We start from the raw sequence: 19153 nt of genomic DNA, 5'->3' as shown, positions 1-19153 counted from the left end.
ATTTAAGCTATTTTTTTCTAGCATTAAAAAACTTTAAGGTAAAATAATTTATTTTAAAATACTGTTGCCAACTCATCAGTCCATAAGCTTTCAACTTCAAAAACAAGGGAAACAAATATCTTTTTGAATATCCCATATCTGTAAGTAAGTAGACTAAACTTCTATACGTTCTTTTCTCGATTAAAAACTGAGTCCTATTAGATAATTTATCTACTGACATTGGAAGCTCTGTCCTCCACTTCCAATGTAATCGGAGTGTGTCCATCCACCAATCTTTCTTAAAATTTCCTTCTGAGAAATGTTCAATCAAAATTTGAAAGGTAACTGCAACATCATATTTCTGCCGTACCTGGAAGCAAAAATCAAGATCATAACAATGAAATCCACTAAACAATTTTTCATCAAATGAGAATTCAGTAAATATTGTTTTTTTAGTACAAAACCACATGCCATCTACTGAAACAACTTTTGAAATTTGAGCATTGTCCGGATTTTCAATAAAATGAGCAGAAGGAGTATTCGTAAATTTATAGTGCTGTATGTAATTATAAAAAAGAAGTTTACTTTCAAGGCTTCTTGCCTCCCATCCGGATGGAGCCATCGATTTATATGAACAACCTACAACACCCATAATACCTAAGTTGTTGTTCTCACTGAAAGATTGAAGAACTATCTTTCCCCAATCAAATGTTTTTATATCTAAATCTTCATGCATAAAGCATAAAATATCGAATTTTGCAGCTTTTGCACCTTTATTGTAGATATTACAAATGCCAAATTCTCCCTTTGGGTTTTCATAACTCAGGATTTCAAAAGGAACACCAATTGTATTTTCTATGTTATTTATTGCTGAAGCTAGAAGCTCTCTACTGGCAGAACATATAATAATTGAAATCATATTCTCGATTTAAATGCAAACTTAGCATTTTTCAGCATTATCTATATCTTTGTCCATGAAGGCAATCCTTAAACCTCCACTGAAAGAATGGAAAAACAACCTTTAGTGTCAATTGCAGTGTGTGTTTATAACGGTGCAAAATATCTTTCCAAACAACTTGATTCCATTTTTAATCAGGATTACAATAATATTGAAGTCATCGTGGTTGACGACTGCTCAACAGATATGTCCAAACTCGTGCTCGAACAGTATGCGGATCAATATCCCAACCTAAAACTTTATTGTAATCACGAAAACTTAGGCTACGTTAAAAACTTTGAGCGAGCAATTTCATTATGTAATGGGAGATATATTGCGTTATCAGACCATGATGACATTTGGAGCCCTAGCAAAATATCAATGCAGGTAAAAGCTATACCAGGTTATGTAATGGTATATCATGATTCACAATATATCGATGAGAATGATAATGAAATGGATATAAAAATGTCAGACTTGTTAAGACTACAAGATTGGACATCTCCTATACCTTTCTTTCTTAAAAATAGTGTATCCGGCCATACAATCTTATTTGACAGAATATTACTTGAGCATGCACTACCATTCAATCCAAGATTATTCCACGATTGGTGGTTAGCCTTTGTTGCTGTAAACCTTGGCCCAATCAAATATCTCCCGATTACTTTAGTTAAATATAGACAGCATTTAAATAACACTATTGACATGTTGAATCTCAGACAAGATAAACTAGACGAAGTCCCTCCTAACCCACTATTATTAAGTAAAGAATGGATGCAACATTGCAGTAATTACAAAGGGAATTATGCCAATTATTTGAAAAAGATATCCTGTCTAATCAAAAAAGAAATCTCGTTCTTAGAAAAGTTAAGGCTGTTCTTTCTTTTGATAAAATATAAAGATGAATTTATGGCAACGAGTAAAGAACCCATGAGAAGAAATTTAAAAAAAATAAGATCGATGGTTTTCAATCTAAATAAAAAATAATGAAAATTAGTTTTGTGATTTTAACCTGGAATCGATATCAGTTCCTAGAAAAATGTTTAGAAGCTTTATTGCTTTCCATAAAAGATCCGTCTTCCTGTGAGATTCTCATTATGGACAATGGGTCAGATGACGCAACATCATCCGTTTTACAATGCTATGAAAACCATCAACAGGTTAAAATCTTCCATCTTAAAAAAAACTATGGGATAGGTGCCTATAAAAAACTGTTCGCAAAGGCTAAGGGGAAATATATAGTCATAGTAGATGATGATGTGTTGGCTTTCCCAGAAGGGCTAGATGAGATCTTTTCTGATTATATGATGACCTATCCTGATTACGGTTTCATTGCCCTTAACGTTATACAAAATGAATTTACAAATGGTGCAAAACCTGGACCTGAACATTATATTAATGATACCAGATCAAATAAATCCATAGAACTTGGCCCTACAGGAGGTTGGTGTACGAGCTTTAGAGCAACCGATTATAAAAAAATAAAATGGCGCTTTCTATTTTCAAAGCTTAGTATGAAGATGGGAGAAGATGGAATGCTTTCTGCACTTTTTGCAAAAAAGCTTCACCTTAAATCCGGAATTATAAAAGATAAATTCTGCTTTCATGCTTCCGGTCCACATTACGCCAGAGCGTATGGACATCTTGATCGTGAAATACAAAAGTACAAGCATTCTGGTTTAGACGATTTTGTAGAAGAATACAAAAAATATGGACAAAATTAGATTTGAATGAATACATGCGGTTAAAAAAGATTTCCTTATAAGTCATAACAAAACTTAAGCGATTATAAAACTTAAAAGGCTGATCAAATACACGGGCATAACCATCTAATCCCATAATTTAACAATAAGTGCCTAAACCTTTTTCCTAGCCAAAATGATTTTATGATAAGGGGGAACGTCGTATTTAAGAACAGTACTCAAATTAAAATAAGAACTGATTTCCTCTAATAAATCGAAAGAAAATACGTGTTGATGTAGCCCTCTTACCGCAAAGTTATCTTCACATCTTTCTTTAAACACCTCAAAATCCATGCCTGCTCCTGGATCCATTATTAAATCATGAAGTCGCAATATTTCCTCTAAGTGTGTTAAATCATCCTCTCCCATATTGGATTCAAAATCTGATAAAATGTGATCAAACGAAGTATAAGGCCTGTTTCTATCAAAAGTAAACCTTTTATCTGGAAGAATAAGTAGCATAAATCCACCTGGTTTTAATACCCTTACCCATTCTTTTATTGCTTTCAAAGGATTTGCAATATGCTCCAAATTATGACATGATAGTAGAAAATCATATTTTTTATCCTCAATTTCTACTAAATCAGAACCGTCCAATATATATTGTTTTCCAGATTTATCTGGATGAAATTTATACTGATCACCATCTATAGCCCCCTCCCAAATTGTATTTTTACTAAAATTACAACCATCTATTCTTTCTACCCAATTATATATTGGGAGTATCTCGGAAGAAAAGAACTTACTTGGTCCTCCAATTTCAAGTCCAATTTTATCAGCAAAAGCATATTTATACTCGATTAGCTTTTTCTTATATGTTTTATTGAATAGCAGTAACAATATTTTTGTCCTCCATTCAACCTTATTAAAGCCTAAGTCGTAAAAAAAATTCATTTTTCAATTAGTTAAGCGTCAATATGAGACATCGGCAAATATGGGTGGCAGATACTATAAAGACAACCTAAGGTAATAAAAAAACGATAAAAAGCTCAAAAACCTTTATTCATCAATAACTTGAAACCATAAGATGACAGGCTAAACCTTGTCCAATTGAATTAGACGAACTATTTTCCTTAAGGCAGAAGACAAGTTATACCTAACATTTATAGGAATATTAGCGAGGTTTGAAAATTCAACGGAGCAGTACTGACCATATTTACAAGCCCACATCTACAGGCTAAAAATTTACAATCTCAAACAATTAATATTATTACTATTTTCTCCTCAGCATCAGATTAGATCGTGCTTTTTTATTTGATTCTTTCAAAAATAAACCCTTTGTCATAAGCAACAATTTTGTTGTCTATCGACATCCTAGCTTCACCTTCAACAAATGAATGGAACTCTGCTTTAAGCGTATAAGATTCAAAATGTTTCAAAAATCTGGATTCATTAAAAAACCATGCGGGATATTTTGCTTCATAAATTTCTGGCGGAACGATCTGCAAAGTAAGTCGGTCTTCTGCATCTCCATTAATAAAAGCAGTACGATCAAATAAAAGATAATCCATTTTATAATTGTTTAATTGATCCAGGAACTCATGAGGCTTCTCAAGATACTGAACCACACTAGAAAGTAAAATCACTTGGATGGTCTTTTTAGTGGCGATACATTCATCTATTGAATAGTAAAAATCAAGCACATCATCAGCAAAGTGTTCTTTACCTTCTTTAATATAAGTCTCCTGTTCAACAATAGACCAACTCACTTCAATTTCCGCAGGAATAAAGTCACGAACCTGAAACCATGTACTACCCAGAGATCCCCCAAAATCTATTACGTTTAACTTATTGTTATTTAGGAGAGCTATGTATAATAAAGCAGAAATAATGGCATAGGGATACTCTTTTTTATCAAATAACACGGAATCTCGCTCATAGACTGCTTCCCCATTTTTAACCTTCAGTAACGACTCCTTTGTTTTCTTCAAGATGTTATCTGCATCATACCCTGGAGCAATGCGTTTGACCTCCTCCCAACTATCGAAATTCCCAAACCAACCATAACGATTTTTTTTGCTGAATTTTTTTGTTATCCAAGACATAAACAGAATTTATTTATCCGCAAAATAAATAAAATAGGGGATTTAAAATGTGTTGATTTATAAAAAATTCTACTAGATGATCCGGTGTATCATTTAGGGAAATTGATAGAATAAATAGCTGAAGAAAGGTTATGCATAATTGATTTATTATGCCCCGCATCATAGAAGATTATTTAAGTCTTGGGATTTACTACAAATTACACTACAGCACATCAGAAAGCAAAAAGACCTGCTATAAAGACAATCCTTCGGTTCAGCCGGCACACTGAAAGGAACATAAAAGTGCTGTAACAAGAGTTGGATAGGATACAAGTTCAATCGAATATTACCTCTTTCTAAAGCCCAGCTCAACTGCTAACACTATAATAATCCCCACCGTATAAGCCAATATATCCCCCCAGGCAAATGAGTTCCCAATAACAATATTAGCCAGTCTAGAATCTGATAGCCCTATTAATCCTACAAAATTAAAGTACTGCAGCGTTTCAACCAGATATGAAAACAACAATACAGCAACCGTCATTTCAAAAACCGGAGCATGGAGAAAGCTCGTCAGCAGATAATACAAAAGGATAACCACCAAAACATCCCCGATATAAGGTCTTATAAATTCGTCATGCACATAAACTGCAATGATCACCTCCACCAGAAACAAAAGGACGGCTACGATCAAATGAGCCAGATTAAATCTAAACTGTATATTCCTAAAATTCATTTTGCTCGCAATATCTAAACATTTTTTTCAATCTATAACTTAAAAGTTAGATATTGATGTCACTTATGAATTTAAACAAAGAAAATTAACGATGAACAAAAGAGAGTACACCCTGAACGAATTTATACAGGAAGCAGCAGAAGATCCAAACGAAAATGACTTTTTTGAATTGGAAAAGCCAGCCATGTTAGAGGTTAATATGCGAAATCAGAAAATTATGGCAAAAGCCGGATCTATGGTTTCTTACATTGGAAATATTGATTTTAAAAGGGAAGGCATGCTAAGCAAAGGTATTGGCGGCCTCTTAAAAAAAGCAATATCCGGCGAAGGAATGTCCTTGATGTACGCCACCGGAAGCGGTAAACTATACCTGGCCGATGAAGGTAAAAAGGTAAAGATTATAAAGCTTCAGAACGAGTCCATCTTTGTAAATGGCAATGATGTTTTAGCCATGGAAGAAAGCATCACAAATGAAATAAAAATGCTGAAGAGTGTCGCAGGAATGATGTCTGGCGGCTTGTTCCAGGTCAGGTTATCAGGCTCAGGATACATCGCAATCACTACCCATGGAGAACCCATTCTGCTCAAGGTAACACCAGGTCAGCCTGTGTTCACAGATCCTAATGCTACAGTAGCCTGGTCAGAACACCTGACGCCTCAAATCAAAACCAATTTAACCTTTGGTTCTTTCATTGGCAGAGGTAGCGGAGAATCTTTTCAGCTTGAATTTGCTGGTCAGGGCTGGGTTTTGGTACAACCCTATGAGGAAGTTAAATATGCACCAAAATCTTAAAATAACGGCTTAACAAAAAAGCCGCTTAAGATTTTACTTAAGCGGCTTTCTAATATAATTATAAGAAATTATAACTTTCTCTTCACTTCAACTTGTTCGTAAGCTTCAACGATGTCACCTACCTCAATATTATTAAAGTTCTGGATGTTCAATCCGCACTCGTAACCTCTTGATACCTCTTTTACGTCATCTTTATAACGTTTCAATGAAGCCAGCTCACCAGTGTAAACCACTACCCCGTCTCTAACAATACGAATCTTGCTGTTACGTGTAATTGTACCATCCAACACCATACATCCGGCAATTGTACCAACCTTAGTGATTTTGAAGGTATCTCTGATCTCCACATTCGCAGTGATCTTCTCTTCAAACTCAGGAGCCAACATACCTTCCATCGCTGCTTTAATCTCGTTAATTGCATCGTAGATGATCGAATACAAACGGATATCAATTTGTTCAGCTTCGGCCAGCTTACGTGCACCTGTTGAAGGACGCACCTGGAAACCGATAATGATCGCATCAGAAGCAGAAGCCAACAATACATCAGATTCAGAAATCTGACCCACTGCTTTACTAATGATGTTAATTTGAATCTCCGGAGTAGACAATTTCAACAATGAGTCAGACAATGCCTCGATAGATCCGTCCACGTCACCCTTAACAATCAGGTTAAGCTCTTTAAAGTTACCGATTGCCAAACGACGACCGATCTCATCCAAAGTAATGTGTTTCTGTGTACGAAGTCCCTGCTCACGCATCAATTGTAAACGTTTGTTTGCAATCTCTCTGGCTTCAACCTCACTTTCCAGTGCATTGAATCGATCACCTGCTGTAGGTGCGCCTTGCATACCCAATACCTGTACTGGTACTGAAGGACCTGCTTTATCTACTTTTTGTCCACGCTCATTGAATAAGGCTTTAACCTTACCACTATAACTACCAGCTAATATCGGATCACCTACTTTTAAAGTACCTGCTTGTACCAGTACAGTAGTTACAATACCACGCCCTTTATCTAAAGTAGCCTCAATTACACTACCAGTGGCGCGCTTGTTAGGATTGGCTTTCAAGTCTAACAACTCAGCTTCTAACAATACTTTCTCCAATAACAAGTCTACATTTAAACCGCTCTTACCAGAAATTTCCTGCGACTGGAAGTTACCTCCCCAATCCTCAACCAGGATATTCATAATGGACAGTTGCTCACGTATTTTATCAGAGTTTGCACCCGGTTTATCAATTTTGGTAAAGGCAAACACCAATGGTACACCCGCAGCCTGTGCGTGATTGATTGCCTCTTTAGTTTGAGGCATCACCGCATCATCCGCAGCAACCACAATGATTGCAATATCCGCCACCTTGGCACCACGGGCACGCATCGCTGTAAAGGCTTCGTGACCTGGTGTATCCAGGAAGGTTACTTTTTTACCTGTAGAGGTCGTTACCATATAAGCACCGATGTGCTGGGTAATACCACCCGCCTCACCGGCAACTACATTTGCTTTACGGATATAATCCAGCAAGGATGTTTTACCATGATCCACGTGTCCCATAATGGTCACAACGGGTGCTCTTGGCAATAAATCTTCCTCGGTATCTTCTTCTTCAATAACGATGTCACTTTCATCATCTGGTTTCACGAATTGAATCTCGTAACCAAACTCATCCGCAACAATCGTTAAAGTTTCAGCATCCAAACGCTGGTTGATGGAAACAAACATACCCAAACTCATACAAGTTGCGATAATCTTTGTCACCGGCTCGTCCATCATGGTTGCCAATTCATTTGCAGTTACAAACTCGGTTACTTTAAGTACCCTTGATTGCAACTCTTGCTCCATTGCCGCTTCATCAGCAGACATAGCAACATCATCACGTTTTTGACGACGCAATTTAGCACGCTGAGCAAATTTACCAGATTTACCAGCTCCACTTAAACGTGCAAGTGTGGCTTTGATCTGATCTTGTATTTCTTTTTCCGTAGGTTCTTCTTTCGGACCACTATGTCCAGGAGCTCCTGGTTTGTTGTTCCTGAAATTAGGCCTGTTGGCTGTATTATTAGTATTGTTCCTGAAATCAGGTCTGTTGGTAAACGTAGGCGCTGCTGGTCTTGCTGTACCACCTTGTGCAGGAGGGTTGCTTCCTTGCTGACCGGCAGGATTTTGATGTCCGCCACCAGCCTGGTTATTACCTTGCTGACCAGGATGTCCTCCCGGAGTCTTTTTACGTTTGCGTTTTTTCCTTGCATCGGCACTATCACCCGAAGAAGCAACAGGTTGCGATTTACGATCCGGAGTTACCGGCAAAGTAATTTTACCAATGATGTTTGGTCCCGAAAGTTTTACCGACCGTGCTTTAATTACTTCAACCTCATCAGGTTTCTCAACCTTAGGTTCAGCAGGGGCCTCTTTTGGAGTTTCTGCTACAGGTGCTGGTGCTTTTACCACAGGTGTTTCAGCTACCGGAGCTTTTGGCACTTCCGCTTTCGGTGCTTCTACAGGTTTAACCGGTTCTGGTTTTACCTCAGCAACAACTGGCTGTTCAACTGGTTTTTCTACTTCCTTAACCACCGGCTCAGGAGCTTTTTCCTGAACAGGCGCTGCCGGAGTTACTGGCGTTTCAGCCTTAACTTCAGCAGGTGCAGGACTTTCCTCTTTTTTCACAGGACGTGTTTTAGCGTTTAAATCATCAAGATTTATCTTGCCTACTATTTTCACTCCTGGTAAAGCACCTTCATCAGCCTTCTCTTCTTCCTTTTCTACCACTGCTGGTTTCACAGGAACTTCCTCTTTTGGTTTTTCTGCCGGAGGCGTATAAGCATGAAGGTTTTTAACTAAAATACCCTCGTTCTCGAATTCAACATTTTTTCTAGGTGCTTCCGTAACTTTCTCTGTTACTTCAGGCTCATCACGACGAATTTTACCAATAACAATTTGATTGGCTTCTTCTTTTACGATTTTATCGCCCTGAAACTCTTTCAACAATGCGTTGTACATGTCGCGAGAGAGCTTAGTAGTGGGTTTATTCTCAACAGAAAAGCCTTTCTTTTCTAAAAACTCAACGGCCGTAGCTATTCCTACGTTAAGTTCCTTAACTGCCTTAAATAAAATTATTGGTTTGTCGTCTGACATTGATTATCCTATTTTTTTTCTTAATTCTTATACAAAAGTAACGTTTATTCTTGTTTATTTCATGTGTATGTGATTTGTTTTTAATTGCCACATAGTTCGCACCTGTTCAAGATTACGTTATTCAAACTCTGATTTTAATATACTCATCACTTCTTTGATGGTTTCTTCCTCTAAATCGGTACGTTTCACCAATTCATCTACAGACAGTGTCAATACGCTTTTTGCAGTATCGCAACCGATAGCTTTCAGTTCATCAATGATCCAGCTATCAATTTCGTCCGAGAATTCTTCAATATCCACATCCTCATCTTCTTCACCGGCTTCACGGTACACATCAATTTCATAACCGGTCAATTTACCTGCCAATTTAATATTGTGCCCACCACGTCCAATGGCCAAAGATACCTGATCTGGTTTTAAATAAACCGAAGCATGTTTAGTTTCATCATCCAATTTAATGGAAGTGATTTTTGCCGGACTCAATGCCCGGGTAATGTATAATGAGATATTGTTTGTAAAGTTAATTACATCAATATTTTCATTTTTAAGCTCTCTTACGATACCGTGGATACGAGAACCTTTCATACCAACACAAGCACCCACCGGGTCAATTCTGTCGTCGTAAGATTCAACCGCAACTTTAGCACGCTCTCCTGGTTCGCGAACAATTTTCTTAATGGTAATTAAACCGTCGAAAATTTCTGGAACTTCGATTTCAAACAAACGTTGTAAAAACTCTGGAGCAATCCGTGAAATGATGATCTTAGGTGTTGCATTAATCATGTCCACCTTCAAAATCACCGCACGTACCGTATCACCTTTTTTGAAATAGTCGGCAGGAATCTGCTCGGTTTTAGGCATCATTAATTCGTTGCCTTCATCATCAAGTACCAAAGTTTCCTTTTTCCATACCTGATAAACTTCACCGGTGATAATTTCACCAACCCTGTCTTTATATTTTTTAAAGATTTCGTCTTTCTCTAACTCCAATACTTTAGAAACAAGCGTTTGACGGGCAGCTAAAATTGCCCTGCGGCCAAAGCTTTCTAACGTGATCTGCTCAATGTAGTCGTCGCCAACCTCCATATCCGGATCCAATTGTTTTACCTCTGCAAGCTCAATTTCAAGATCATCGTCTTCCGAAAAGCCATCTTCCATCACTTTTCTGGTACGCCAGATCTCCAAATCACCGTTATCCGGGTTAACAATTACGTCACAATTCTCATCAGTACCATATTTTTTACGCAACATACTGCGAAATACCTCTTCCAGCACACTAATCACTGTAGGGCGGTCGATGTTCTTGAAGTCTTTAAACTCTTGAAATGAATCGATTAAATTAATATTGCTCATTTTTATTTAAATGAAATTAAAACCTTTGTTTCTGTTATACTATTAAAGTCTATACTGGTTTCAACCAGCTGAACTTTTTTACCTTTTTCTTTAACCTTGGCTTCAATGGTAATGTTTGCATCGTTTACAGCCAGCAATTTACCTTCTTTAATTTCTCCACCGGTCTGCTTAACGCTTACTTCCCTTCCAATATTTTTAACATATTGCCTGTTCAGTCTTAACGGTTCGCCTACACCCGGTGATGATACCTCCAGATTGTATGCTTTTTCAATTGTATTTTCCTCCTCCAGATGAAAACCTACATGCCTGCTTATAGCCGCGCAATCCTGGATACTGATCCCTTCATCGCCATCTACATGCACAATAAGTTTATTGTTTGGCAGCATTTTCACCTCAACAAGAAACAATTCCGGCCTATCCGAAATCTTCTCTTCAACCAATTCTGTTACTCTTTTTTCTACTTGCATAACCAATTTGCCAATAATAGAAAAGAGGGGACATCTGCCCCCTCTTACCCCTATTACGATGCAAATGTACGAATTATTTTTACAAATTAAAAATGCTATAACACAATCAGTTCAGTAATCAATTTTGCAAATTAGAGAATAGTTGTCCGCAAGGGTCTTCTTTCCTGAGACAATTTCATATATAAGCCTCTGCTAATTCGCACTTTCTTCGGTGTTTCTTCGGACATTCTTCGGCTAAAGCCCCTTTTAACGAAGAATGTCCGAAGAAAGTACGAAGGAGGTCAGAGGAATGTATAGTCCTGATATAGCTTTACATCAGTCCTGGAATTACTTGACAGGTTTTGCAGTAAAATATTACCTGCGCAAAACCTTTTCCTCAGGCTTCACCCTATAACTCAATTCATTTTTCAGCATTTTTTTCAAGCTCCCAAACTGGACATTTAAATAAGACACTACCCGGTAATCCTGCCCTTTTACAAGCGGGTGTTCCGGAATAAATACAACAGCAGTATCATTTACGCTAACTTTTCCCACAAGCAAGCGCTCCTTTTTAACCGAATCTGCCGACAATACCTCTTCAGACACATAGACCAGTCGCGATAAAGTTGAATCCCCTGCAGGCAAATTCTGGAGTTGCAATAGCCCGGCTGCATCAATATTTTTAAAAACTACCGCATTACGATCCGCAGAAAAGTCAATTAAAAGTGGCGTATTATTTGCTGATGAACAGCTAAGCAACAGGCTTGAGAGCGCAAACACGCCAAACAAATGAATTGATTTTATAACCATAGCACTAAATTAAGCATTATGAGACTCATTATTGAAATTTTACTAACCGGCCTTGCGGTATTTCTTGGCGCCAGATACCTTGCCCCGGGTGTAAACGTAGACAGTTTTGGCACAGCTGTACTTGCTGCAATCCTCATTGCACTGGCCAATGCAACTATAGGTTTTATCCTCAGGCTGCTCACCTTTCCCATAAATTTTTTAACATTTGGATTGATGTCATTTGTCATTAGTGTACTGATGATTTTACTGGTAAGCCACTGGCTGACCGGATTCCATGTTGACAACTTCCTACATGCCGCAGTGTTTGCCATCATTGTAGCTTTAATCAAGGCGATCTTTGAAGCCATTGCCGGCGTAGAAAAAGCCTGATACACACAAAAAAAGCGGGTGTTCAGTTAACCTGAACACCCGCTTTTTAAATATATTGACAGACTGTGCTACCGAAGTACCTCTCTTGAAATTACCATTTTCTGAATTTCTGAAGTTCCTTCATAAATCTGGGTGATTTTTGCATCGCGCATCAATCGCTCTACATGGTATTCTTTAACAAAGCCATAACCTCCATGAATCTGAACCGCTTCGACCGTAACGTCCATAGCAACTTTAGAAGCATAAAGTTTTGCCATTGAGCCTGCAAGGGTATAAGACTGTCCCTGGTCTTTTAACCAGGCTGCTTTATAAACAAGCATACGTGCAGCTTCAATACTGGTAGCCATATCAGCCAGCTTAAAAGCAATAGCCTGGTGCTCTGCAATGGGCTTACCGAAAGATTTGCGCTCTTTAGCATATGCCAAAGCCAGTTCATAAGCACCTGCGGCAATACCCAAAGCCTGCGCAGCAATACCAATACGCCCACCTTCCAGGGTTTTCATGGCAAACTTAAATCCAAACCCTTCTTCACCAATCCGGTTCTCTTTCGGAACCTTTACGTCATTGAACATCAGTGAATGTGTATCTGAACCACGAATGCCCATTTTATTTTCTTTAGGACCAATGGTAAAACCTTCCATGCCCTTTTCTACAATAAAAGCATTGATGCCTTTATGCTTCAGTGAACGGTCGGTCTGAGCAATAACTAAATACGTTGAAGCAGTGCCCCCGTTGGTAATCCAGTTTTTAGTACCATTTAACAGGTAATAATCGCCTTTGTCTTCAGCGGTAGTTTGTTGCGAAGTGGCATCAGAACCCGCTTCAGGTTCAGACAAACAAAATGCACCGATCTTTTCACCTGCAGCCAGCGGCTTTAAATATTTTTCTTTTTGAAAATCGGAACCATAAGATTCCAGTCCGTAACAGACCAATGAATTATTTACTGAAACAACTACTGAAGCAGACGCATCTACTTTAGAAAGTTCTTCCATAACCAACACATAGGATAAAGCATCAAGGCCGCTCCCATTATATTTTTCTGATACCATCATCCCCAAAAAACCCAGCTCACCAAGTTTTTTAACTTGCTCAGCAGGAAATTTCTGGTGCTCATCTCTTTCGATAACGCCAGGCTTAAGTTCAGTCTGCGCAAAATCCCTTGCAGCCTGCTGGATCATCAATTGTTCTTCACTTAATTGAAATAGCATAATTATATTGTAAAATAATAAGTTATGCCAAATTTATATAAAAGTCAGACTAATTACTATGGATGCATAGCATTTTTATTTCAAAAGATGATTATTATCATCAGGAAACACTAAAATAGGGTGGTATTTTCGCGCTTCATCCATAGGCAATGAACAAAAGGACATGATGATCAGAATGTCTCCAACCTGTACTTTTCTGGCAGTAGCACCATTTAAACAAACCATTCCGCTACCGCGCTCACCCTTTATTGCATAGGTTTCAAAACGCTCGCCATTGTTGTTGTTTACAATTTGCACTTTTTCATTAGGGATAATATTAGCTGCATCCAACAGATCTTCATCTATGGTAATGCTTCCAACATAATTCAATTCTGCCTGTGTTACTTTAACACGGTGTATTTTCGATTTTAGGATCTCGATAATCATGACGCAAAGTTAGGTATTTTTATGAATGAGAGGTTCAGTTAAGTATCATATTGTCGATAAGCCGGGTTTCGCCAACCTTGGCGGCAACCAATGCAACAATATTTTGATGACTTTTATCATATTCCGGTTCAAGCGTCTCACCATTGGCCACCGTAAAATAATCCAGCGCCACACCCGGGGTATGATCAATCATATCCTGCGCGTAAGCCAACAGTTCTGCTACGGGAATGGAGTCAAAATTTGCTTTAACATAATCGAGCGCCCTACTCAAAACCAACGCATTTTTACGGTCGTCCGGACTTAAGTGAATATTTCTGGAGCTCATGGCCAAACCATCGTCCTCGCGGATAATCGGACAGGACACAATCTGAACCGGCAATTGGAAAAAGGCAACCATGTTTTTAATCATCAGCACCTGCTGAAAATCTTTCTGACCAAAGAAGGCAACGTCTGGGTTTACGGCATCAAACAGTTTTTTTACAATCTGTGTGACCCCCTGGTAATGTCCTCTGCGAAATTCCCCTTCTAATAAAAATTCAGCCGGTCCAAGATCAATGTGCCAGGTCTCCGGCCTGGGATACATCTCGGTAACAGATGGCATAAATACAACATCGCAGCCCGCCTCCAACAACATTTTCATGTCATGCTCCAGCGGCCGCGGATACTTTTCCAGGTCTTTTGGATCAGTAAACTGCGTAGGATTTACAAAAATACTGCACACCACCACATCGGCTTGCTGCTTGGCCATATCTATCAGCGATACATGCCCCTTGTGCAAAGCACCCATTGTAGGTACAAGGGCAATTTTCTGTTGAGCCAATTTAATTGGTTCAAGCAACGACTTTAATGCCGCTATTGTATTTATTACTTTCAAACTAGCGTATAAAATTTCAGGGGGCAAAGTTGGTTAATTATACATTCCCAACAAAACATCTTGCGTATTATATTGATAAATGTTATTATTTTGCTTACCTTTGCCCCTTGATAATCTTTTCTTTAACATAAATTTTTATTTAGAATATGGAGATGGCAAAAACGAAGCTACTGATTGTTACACACGAGATGTCGCCTTTCCTTGAACTCACAAAGATTTCTGAAATTACCCGTCAATTACCACAGGCAATGCAGGATAAAGGATTCGAAATCCGCATTTTAATGCCGCGGTTTGGGAATATTAATGAAAGAAGGAACAGATTGCACGAAGTTATTCGTCTCTCAGGAATGAACATCATCATTGACGACAATGATAATCCCTTAATTATTAAAGTGGCTTCTATTCCGGCTGCCCGTATGCAGGTATATTTCCTGGATAACGAAGACTATTTCCAACGCAAATATGTGTTTAGAGATAAAGAAAACAAGTTTTATGCAGACAATGACGAGCGGACTATTTTCTTTTGTAAGGGCGCATTGGAAACCGTTAAGAAACTTGGATGGGCACCAGATATTGTACATTGCCATGGCTGGATGACCGCTTTGGTACCTGCGTACATTAAAACTACCTATAAAAACGATCCTACATTTAAGAATTCTAAAGTAGTTTATTCTATTTATGAGAACTGTTTTACGGAAACCTTAAATGCAGATTTACATAAAAAGGCGGTGATGAACTCAATGACTGCTGAAGATACCAAGATGTTTGAAAATGCAGATTGTAACACTTTGCATATCGGAGCCGTAACTTACTCTGACGCAGTGGTGTTAGCAGACGAAAATATAGCAGCCAATGTGTTAAAATTTGTTAAAGATTCTAATAAACCAACTTTAGCTTATAATTTAACAGAAAATTTTGAAAACTTCTATGCTTTGTATGAGGAGATTTCAAATGAAGAATTGGCTTCAATAGCATAAACTCAGGTAATATTATATGAAATTTACAAAACAAGACTTATTAACCCTGTTGATAGGTCTTTTTCTTTTTGCTTCTTGTAAAGACGAGAACACGATTGGTTTAAACCCCGATACAGATCAGACATTTAGTGGCTCACTGATAGATACAGCAACAGTTACTTCTCAAACCCTTCTGGACGACGTAACTTCCGGCGTAGGATTAACACGTCATCCCCTGGGTTATATCACAGATCCGGTATTTGGAAAATCCTTTGCAAGCATTTCGATGTCGTTAGGCATTCCGAGCGCTGCGTTTAGGTTTGGAACCAATGCAAATATTGACTCTGCAGTATTGGTTTTACCATATGGAACGCAATTTTATGGTGATACCACAACCTCTGTATACGCACTGCAAGTAAAACAACTGGCCAGTGATCTATCTCAGGAAAAATCATTCCAGACCAATATTACCTTTCCAACAACCGGAGCAGCACTTGGAACATACAGTGGAAAAATTCAACCGAACACAAAATTCAAAATTACGAGTATTGTTGCTGGCGGACCTGACACTGCGATCACAGTTGTTCCGCAGATCAGGATCAAGCTGAACAATACCTTTGTGCAAACCAACATCATTAAAGCAGATACACTGAAGTATGATGATTTAAATTCCTTTTTCAGGTATTTTAAAGGCTTACAAGTAACAGCCAGCGCAACCAATCAGGGTGGTATCATGTTCTTTAACTTTACTGGAACCGATGCAAGAGTTGACATTTATTACAAAAGACAAAATGCAACGACAACGACCGCTATTGATACAGTAATGACCAGTTTCCCGATCTCAACCAGCACCGGACCAGTAACGGCCACAGTTGGACACGACTACACGGGTACTGTGATTAAAACTCAGTTAGACAATCCTACAGTTAAATATCAGGTAACTTATTTACAAGCTTTGGCAGGATTAAAGAACAAAATCTCGTTCCCCTATCTAAAAAGCTTTGTTGCCGATTTAAAAGCTAAAAACGGTGCAAATGCAAAAGTATTGGTTAACAAGGCGCAATTGGTTGTAGACCTGAACGACGGAACAGATGTTGCTCCTTTTAATGCCGCACAAAGATTATCTTTATACAACTATGATATCGCAGGCCAGCGCGCCAATTTAATAGACAATCCATCAGGAACCAGTACTACGTTTGGTGGTTATTTTGATTCTGTGAACAAACGGTATATCTTTTCTATAACCGACTATATTCAGTCCCTGGTTAATGGATCTACCGATTACGGTACATTTTTAGCGCCAAGCTCTTTAACTGAATTTAATTTAACGCCTTCAGTAACTTCATCGGCAAGATCGGTGATCAAAGCTTACAAAGCAGGTGCATCATCTGGAGAGAAACGACTTAAACTAAATATTTTCTATACCATAGTAAATTAATTTTTTTAAACCTCATCAATATGTCCCCCGAGATCTTTACTTTCGGGGGATTTATTTTTTTAAAGCATTTACCTTATGTGTGGAATAGTTGGTTATATTGGTCACAGGGAAGCCTGGCCCATAGTAATTAAAGGATTAAAACGATTGGAATATCGTGGATATGACAGTGCCGGAATTGCACTGATCAATGAAACAGGATTAAACATCTATAAAAAAGCTGGAAAAGTTTTGGAACTGGAGAATTTTGCCGAAGGTAAAGACCTTAGCGGAACTTCAGGGATCGGACATACCAGGTGGGCTACACACGGCGCGCCGTCAGACAGGAACTCACACCCCCACACCTCAAACAATGGCAAATTAACCATTATACATAACGGAATTATTGAAAACTACGCCACACTTAAAGAAGAACTGCAAAGCAGAGGGCATGAGTTTAAGAGTGATACGGATACAGAAGTTTTAATACACCTGATCGAAGAAATTTACAAAAACGATCAGACTGATTTACTCGAAGCTGTCAGACTGGCGCTTAGAGAAGTGAATGGCGCTTATGCGATCGTGATCATGGACGAAGATCAGCCAGATCAATTGATTGCAGCCAGAAAAGGAAGTCCGATGGTGATTGGTGTTGGTGATGGAGAATATTTCATTGCATCCGATGCAACGCCGATTGTAGAATACACTAAAAATGTAATCTACATGAACGACAATGAGATCGCTTTCATTAAAAGAGATGAACTGTTGATCAAACGCCTGGACAATGTGGTTCAAACCCCATATATCCAGGAGCTGGAATTGAAGCTGGAAATGCTGGAAAAAGGTGGCTATGAGCACTTCATGCTCAAAGAAATTTTTGAACAGGCACGCTCAATCCGCGATTGTATGCGTGGTCGTATTTATCCCAATGAAGGTAAAGTACAACTTGGTGGCATCAAAGAATATGCAGACAAACTAAAAAACATTGATCGTATTATCATTGTAGCCTGCGGAACATCATGGCATGCTGGCTTGGTTGGAGAATACCTGATTGAGGAATATGCAAGGATTCCTGTAGAAGTAGAATACGCTTCCGAATTCAGATACCGCAATCCGATCATTACAGAAAAAGACATTGTAATCGCCATATCCCAATCCGGAGAAACCGCAGACACGATGGCCGCCATTGAAATGGCCAAAGAAAAAGGAGCAACTATTTTTGGTGTTTGTAATGTTGTAGGATCTTCGATCCCTAGATTAACGCATGCTGGTGTTTATACACATGCAGGCCCGGAAATTGGTGTGGCTTCAACTAAGGCGTTTACTGCCCAGGTAACGGTACTTACGCTAATGGCCTTTTACATGGCTCAGCAAAAAGGAACTTTAACGCATTCTAAATTAAATGAACTGTTAACGGAACTGGATTGCATTCCTGAAAAGATCCAAAAGGCACTGGAGTCCAACGATATCATTAAAGAAATTGCTGCTAAATTCAAGGATTCCAGGAACTGTCTGTTCCTGGGAAGAGGTAGCGGTTTCCCTGTGGCACTGGAGGGCGCTTTAAAGCTCAAGGAAATCTCGTACATCCACGCCGAAGGTTATCCTGCCGCTGAGATGAAACACGGTCCTATCGCCTTAATTGACGAGGAAATGCCGGTAGTAGTGATTGCAACAAAAAACTCATCCTACGAAAAAGTAATCAGCAACATACAAGAAGTAAAAGCAAGAAAAGGAATTGTTTTGGCGATTGTAACTGAAGGTGATACCGAGGTGCGGAAAATGGCCGACTACTGCATAGAGATTCCTGATGCGAGCGAAGCGTTTTTACCATTATTAGCGACTATACCTTTACAACTTTTATCCTACCACATTGCTGTTTTAAGAGGTTGCAATGTAGATCAGCCAAGAAACCTGGCGAAGTCAGTTACTGTAGAATAATTTTTTATCTGCTGGAG

Annotated in this window: 18 protein-coding genes; 7 read left to right on the top strand and 11 right to left on the bottom strand. The window is 38.6% G+C overall.

Annotation, left to right across the window (positions count from 1 at the left end):
• Positions 1-7 precede the first annotated feature (7 nt).
• Positions 8-898 (bottom strand): glycosyltransferase, encoded by an 891-nt coding sequence (locus tag IM797_RS05805; protein ID WP_194126172.1) that lies wholly within the window; start codon positions 896-898, stop codon positions 8-10.
• 87 nt (positions 899-985) lie between these two features.
• On the opposite strand from IM797_RS05805, the gene IM797_RS05800 reads away from it, so the two are divergent.
• On the top strand, positions 986-1903 hold the full coding sequence (locus tag IM797_RS05800; RefSeq protein WP_194126171.1) for a glycosyltransferase family 2 protein: 918 nt from the start codon (positions 986-988) through the stop codon (positions 1901-1903).
• Complete coding sequence (locus IM797_RS05795) at positions 1903-2640, top strand: glycosyltransferase (RefSeq protein WP_194126170.1); 738 nt, start codon at positions 1903-1905, stop codon at positions 2638-2640. Before IM797_RS05800 ends, IM797_RS05795 begins: the two co-directional genes overlap by 1 nt.
• Positions 2641-2772: 132 nt before the next feature.
• Here IM797_RS05795 and IM797_RS05790 read toward each other — a convergent pair whose 3' ends face one another.
• The 3 genes from IM797_RS05790 to IM797_RS05780 form a co-directional block, all read right to left on the bottom strand.
• A complete protein-coding gene (locus IM797_RS05790; RefSeq protein ID WP_194126169.1) occupies positions 2773-3552 on the bottom strand; it encodes a methyltransferase domain-containing protein in 780 nt (259 codons plus the stop codon).
• Between the two features lie 356 nt (positions 3553-3908).
• Positions 3909-4703 (bottom strand): methyltransferase, TIGR04325 family, encoded by a 795-nt coding sequence (locus IM797_RS05785; RefSeq protein ID WP_194126168.1) that lies wholly within the window; start codon positions 4701-4703, stop codon positions 3909-3911.
• A 325-nt stretch (positions 4704-5028) separates the two neighbouring features.
• The gene (locus tag IM797_RS05780) at positions 5029-5376 is read right to left on the bottom strand and encodes a DUF2809 domain-containing protein (RefSeq protein WP_228098734.1); all 348 of its coding nucleotides are present in this window, start codon (positions 5374-5376) and stop codon (positions 5029-5031) included.
• Between the two features lie 133 nt (positions 5377-5509).
• Between IM797_RS05780 and IM797_RS05775 the strand changes: the two genes are divergently transcribed.
• The gene (locus IM797_RS05775; RefSeq protein WP_194126166.1) at positions 5510-6211 is read left to right on the top strand and encodes an AIM24 family protein; all 702 of its coding nucleotides are present in this window, start codon (positions 5510-5512) and stop codon (positions 6209-6211) included.
• Positions 6212-6279: 68 nt separating this feature from the next.
• Here the strand turns inward: IM797_RS05775 and infB are convergent, their stop codons facing one another.
• The 4 genes from infB to IM797_RS05755 all read right to left on the bottom strand — a co-directional run bounded on the left by infB (position 6280) and on the right by IM797_RS05755 (position 11951).
• On the bottom strand, positions 6280-9342 hold the full coding sequence (gene infB / locus IM797_RS05770) for a translation initiation factor IF-2 (protein ID WP_194126165.1): 3063 nt from the start codon (positions 9340-9342) through the stop codon (positions 6280-6282).
• A gap of 117 nt (positions 9343-9459) precedes the next feature.
• On the bottom strand, positions 9460-10695 hold the full coding sequence (gene nusA, locus IM797_RS05765) for a transcription termination factor NusA (protein WP_194126164.1): 1236 nt from the start codon (positions 10693-10695) through the stop codon (positions 9460-9462).
• Between the two features lie 2 nt (positions 10696-10697).
• On the bottom strand, positions 10698-11162 hold the full coding sequence (rimP, locus tag IM797_RS05760) for a ribosome assembly cofactor RimP (RefSeq protein WP_194126163.1): 465 nt from the start codon (positions 11160-11162) through the stop codon (positions 10698-10700).
• Between the two features lie 354 nt (positions 11163-11516).
• A complete protein-coding gene (locus tag IM797_RS05755; protein WP_194126162.1) occupies positions 11517-11951 on the bottom strand; it encodes a hypothetical protein in 435 nt (144 codons plus the stop codon).
• A gap of 18 nt (positions 11952-11969) precedes the next feature.
• Between IM797_RS05755 and IM797_RS05750 the strand changes: the two genes are divergently transcribed.
• A complete protein-coding gene (locus tag IM797_RS05750) occupies positions 11970-12320 on the top strand; it encodes a phage holin family protein (protein ID WP_194126161.1) in 351 nt (116 codons plus the stop codon).
• A 68-nt stretch (positions 12321-12388) separates the two neighbouring features.
• On the opposite strand, the gene IM797_RS05745 is transcribed toward IM797_RS05750, so the two are convergent.
• From IM797_RS05745 to panC, 3 genes are all read right to left on the bottom strand, one after another.
• On the bottom strand, positions 12389-13528 hold the full coding sequence (locus IM797_RS05745) for an acyl-CoA dehydrogenase (RefSeq protein WP_194126160.1): 1140 nt from the start codon (positions 13526-13528) through the stop codon (positions 12389-12391).
• 75 nt (positions 13529-13603) lie between these two features.
• Complete coding sequence (panD, locus tag IM797_RS05740) at positions 13604-13954, bottom strand: aspartate 1-decarboxylase (protein WP_194126159.1); 351 nt, start codon at positions 13952-13954, stop codon at positions 13604-13606.
• A gap of 34 nt (positions 13955-13988) precedes the next feature.
• Positions 13989-14780 (bottom strand): pantoate--beta-alanine ligase, encoded by a 792-nt coding sequence (panC, locus tag IM797_RS05735; RefSeq protein WP_370583071.1) that lies wholly within the window; start codon positions 14778-14780, stop codon positions 13989-13991.
• Between the two features lie 200 nt (positions 14781-14980).
• On the opposite strand from panC, the gene IM797_RS05730 reads away from it, so the two are divergent.
• The 3 genes from IM797_RS05730 to glmS all read left to right on the top strand — a co-directional run bounded on the left by IM797_RS05730 (position 14981) and on the right by glmS (position 19136).
• Positions 14981-15805, top strand: coding sequence for a glycogen/starch synthase (locus IM797_RS05730; RefSeq protein WP_228098733.1), 825 nt, complete (start codon positions 14981-14983; stop codon positions 15803-15805).
• 16 nt (positions 15806-15821) lie between these two features.
• The gene (locus IM797_RS05725; RefSeq protein ID WP_194126156.1) at positions 15822-17222 is read left to right on the top strand and encodes a DUF4270 family protein; all 1401 of its coding nucleotides are present in this window, start codon (positions 15822-15824) and stop codon (positions 17220-17222) included.
• Positions 17223-17297: 75 nt separating this feature from the next.
• Complete coding sequence (gene glmS / locus IM797_RS05720; protein ID WP_194126155.1) at positions 17298-19136, top strand: glutamine--fructose-6-phosphate transaminase (isomerizing); 1839 nt, start codon at positions 17298-17300, stop codon at positions 19134-19136.
• Positions 19137-19153: the final 17 nt, after the last annotated feature.

The sequence above is a fragment of the Pedobacter sp. MC2016-24 genome (assembly GCF_015223055.1).
Lineage (GTDB): Bacteria > Bacteroidota > Bacteroidia > Sphingobacteriales > Sphingobacteriaceae > Pedobacter.
This window is presented reverse-complemented; position numbering and strand designations above follow the sequence as displayed.

What these genes read in the sequence shown, in the direction of transcription:
- IM797_RS05805 (WP_194126172.1), bottom strand. Translation starts at nt 898, where the DNA reads ATGATTTCAATTATTATATGTTCTGCCAGTAGAGAGCTTCTAGCTTCA.
- IM797_RS05800 (WP_194126171.1), top strand. Translation starts at nt 986, where the DNA reads ATGGAAAAACAACCTTTAGTGTCAATTGCAGTGTGTGTTTATAACGGT.
- IM797_RS05795 (WP_194126170.1), top strand. Translation starts at nt 1,903, where the DNA reads ATGAAAATTAGTTTTGTGATTTTAACCTGGAATCGATATCAGTTCCTA.
- IM797_RS05790 (WP_194126169.1), bottom strand. Translation starts at nt 3,552, where the DNA reads ATGAATTTTTTTTACGACTTAGGCTTTAATAAGGTTGAATGGAGGACA.
- IM797_RS05785 (WP_194126168.1), bottom strand. Translation starts at nt 4,703, where the DNA reads ATGTCTTGGATAACAAAAAAATTCAGCAAAAAAAATCGTTATGGTTGG.
- IM797_RS05775 (WP_194126166.1), top strand. Translation starts at nt 5,510, where the DNA reads ATGAACAAAAGAGAGTACACCCTGAACGAATTTATACAGGAAGCAGCA.
- infB (WP_194126165.1), bottom strand. Translation starts at nt 9,342, where the DNA reads ATGTCAGACGACAAACCAATAATTTTATTTAAGGCAGTTAAGGAACTT.
- nusA (WP_194126164.1), bottom strand. Translation starts at nt 10,695, where the DNA reads ATGAGCAATATTAATTTAATCGATTCATTTCAAGAGTTTAAAGACTTC.
- rimP (WP_194126163.1), bottom strand. Translation starts at nt 11,162, where the DNA reads ATGCAAGTAGAAAAAAGAGTAACAGAATTGGTTGAAGAGAAGATTTCG.
- IM797_RS05755 (WP_194126162.1), bottom strand. Translation starts at nt 11,951, where the DNA reads ATGGTTATAAAATCAATTCATTTGTTTGGCGTGTTTGCGCTCTCAAGC.
- IM797_RS05750 (WP_194126161.1), top strand. Translation starts at nt 11,970, where the DNA reads ATGAGACTCATTATTGAAATTTTACTAACCGGCCTTGCGGTATTTCTT.
- IM797_RS05745 (WP_194126160.1), bottom strand. Translation starts at nt 13,528, where the DNA reads ATGCTATTTCAATTAAGTGAAGAACAATTGATGATCCAGCAGGCTGCA.
- panD (WP_194126159.1), bottom strand. Translation starts at nt 13,954, where the DNA reads ATGATTATCGAGATCCTAAAATCGAAAATACACCGTGTTAAAGTAACA.
- IM797_RS05730 (WP_228098733.1), top strand. Translation starts at nt 14,981, where the DNA reads ATGGCAAAAACGAAGCTACTGATTGTTACACACGAGATGTCGCCTTTC.
- IM797_RS05725 (WP_194126156.1), top strand. Translation starts at nt 15,822, where the DNA reads ATGAAATTTACAAAACAAGACTTATTAACCCTGTTGATAGGTCTTTTT.
- glmS (WP_194126155.1), top strand. Translation starts at nt 17,298, where the DNA reads ATGTGTGGAATAGTTGGTTATATTGGTCACAGGGAAGCCTGGCCCATA.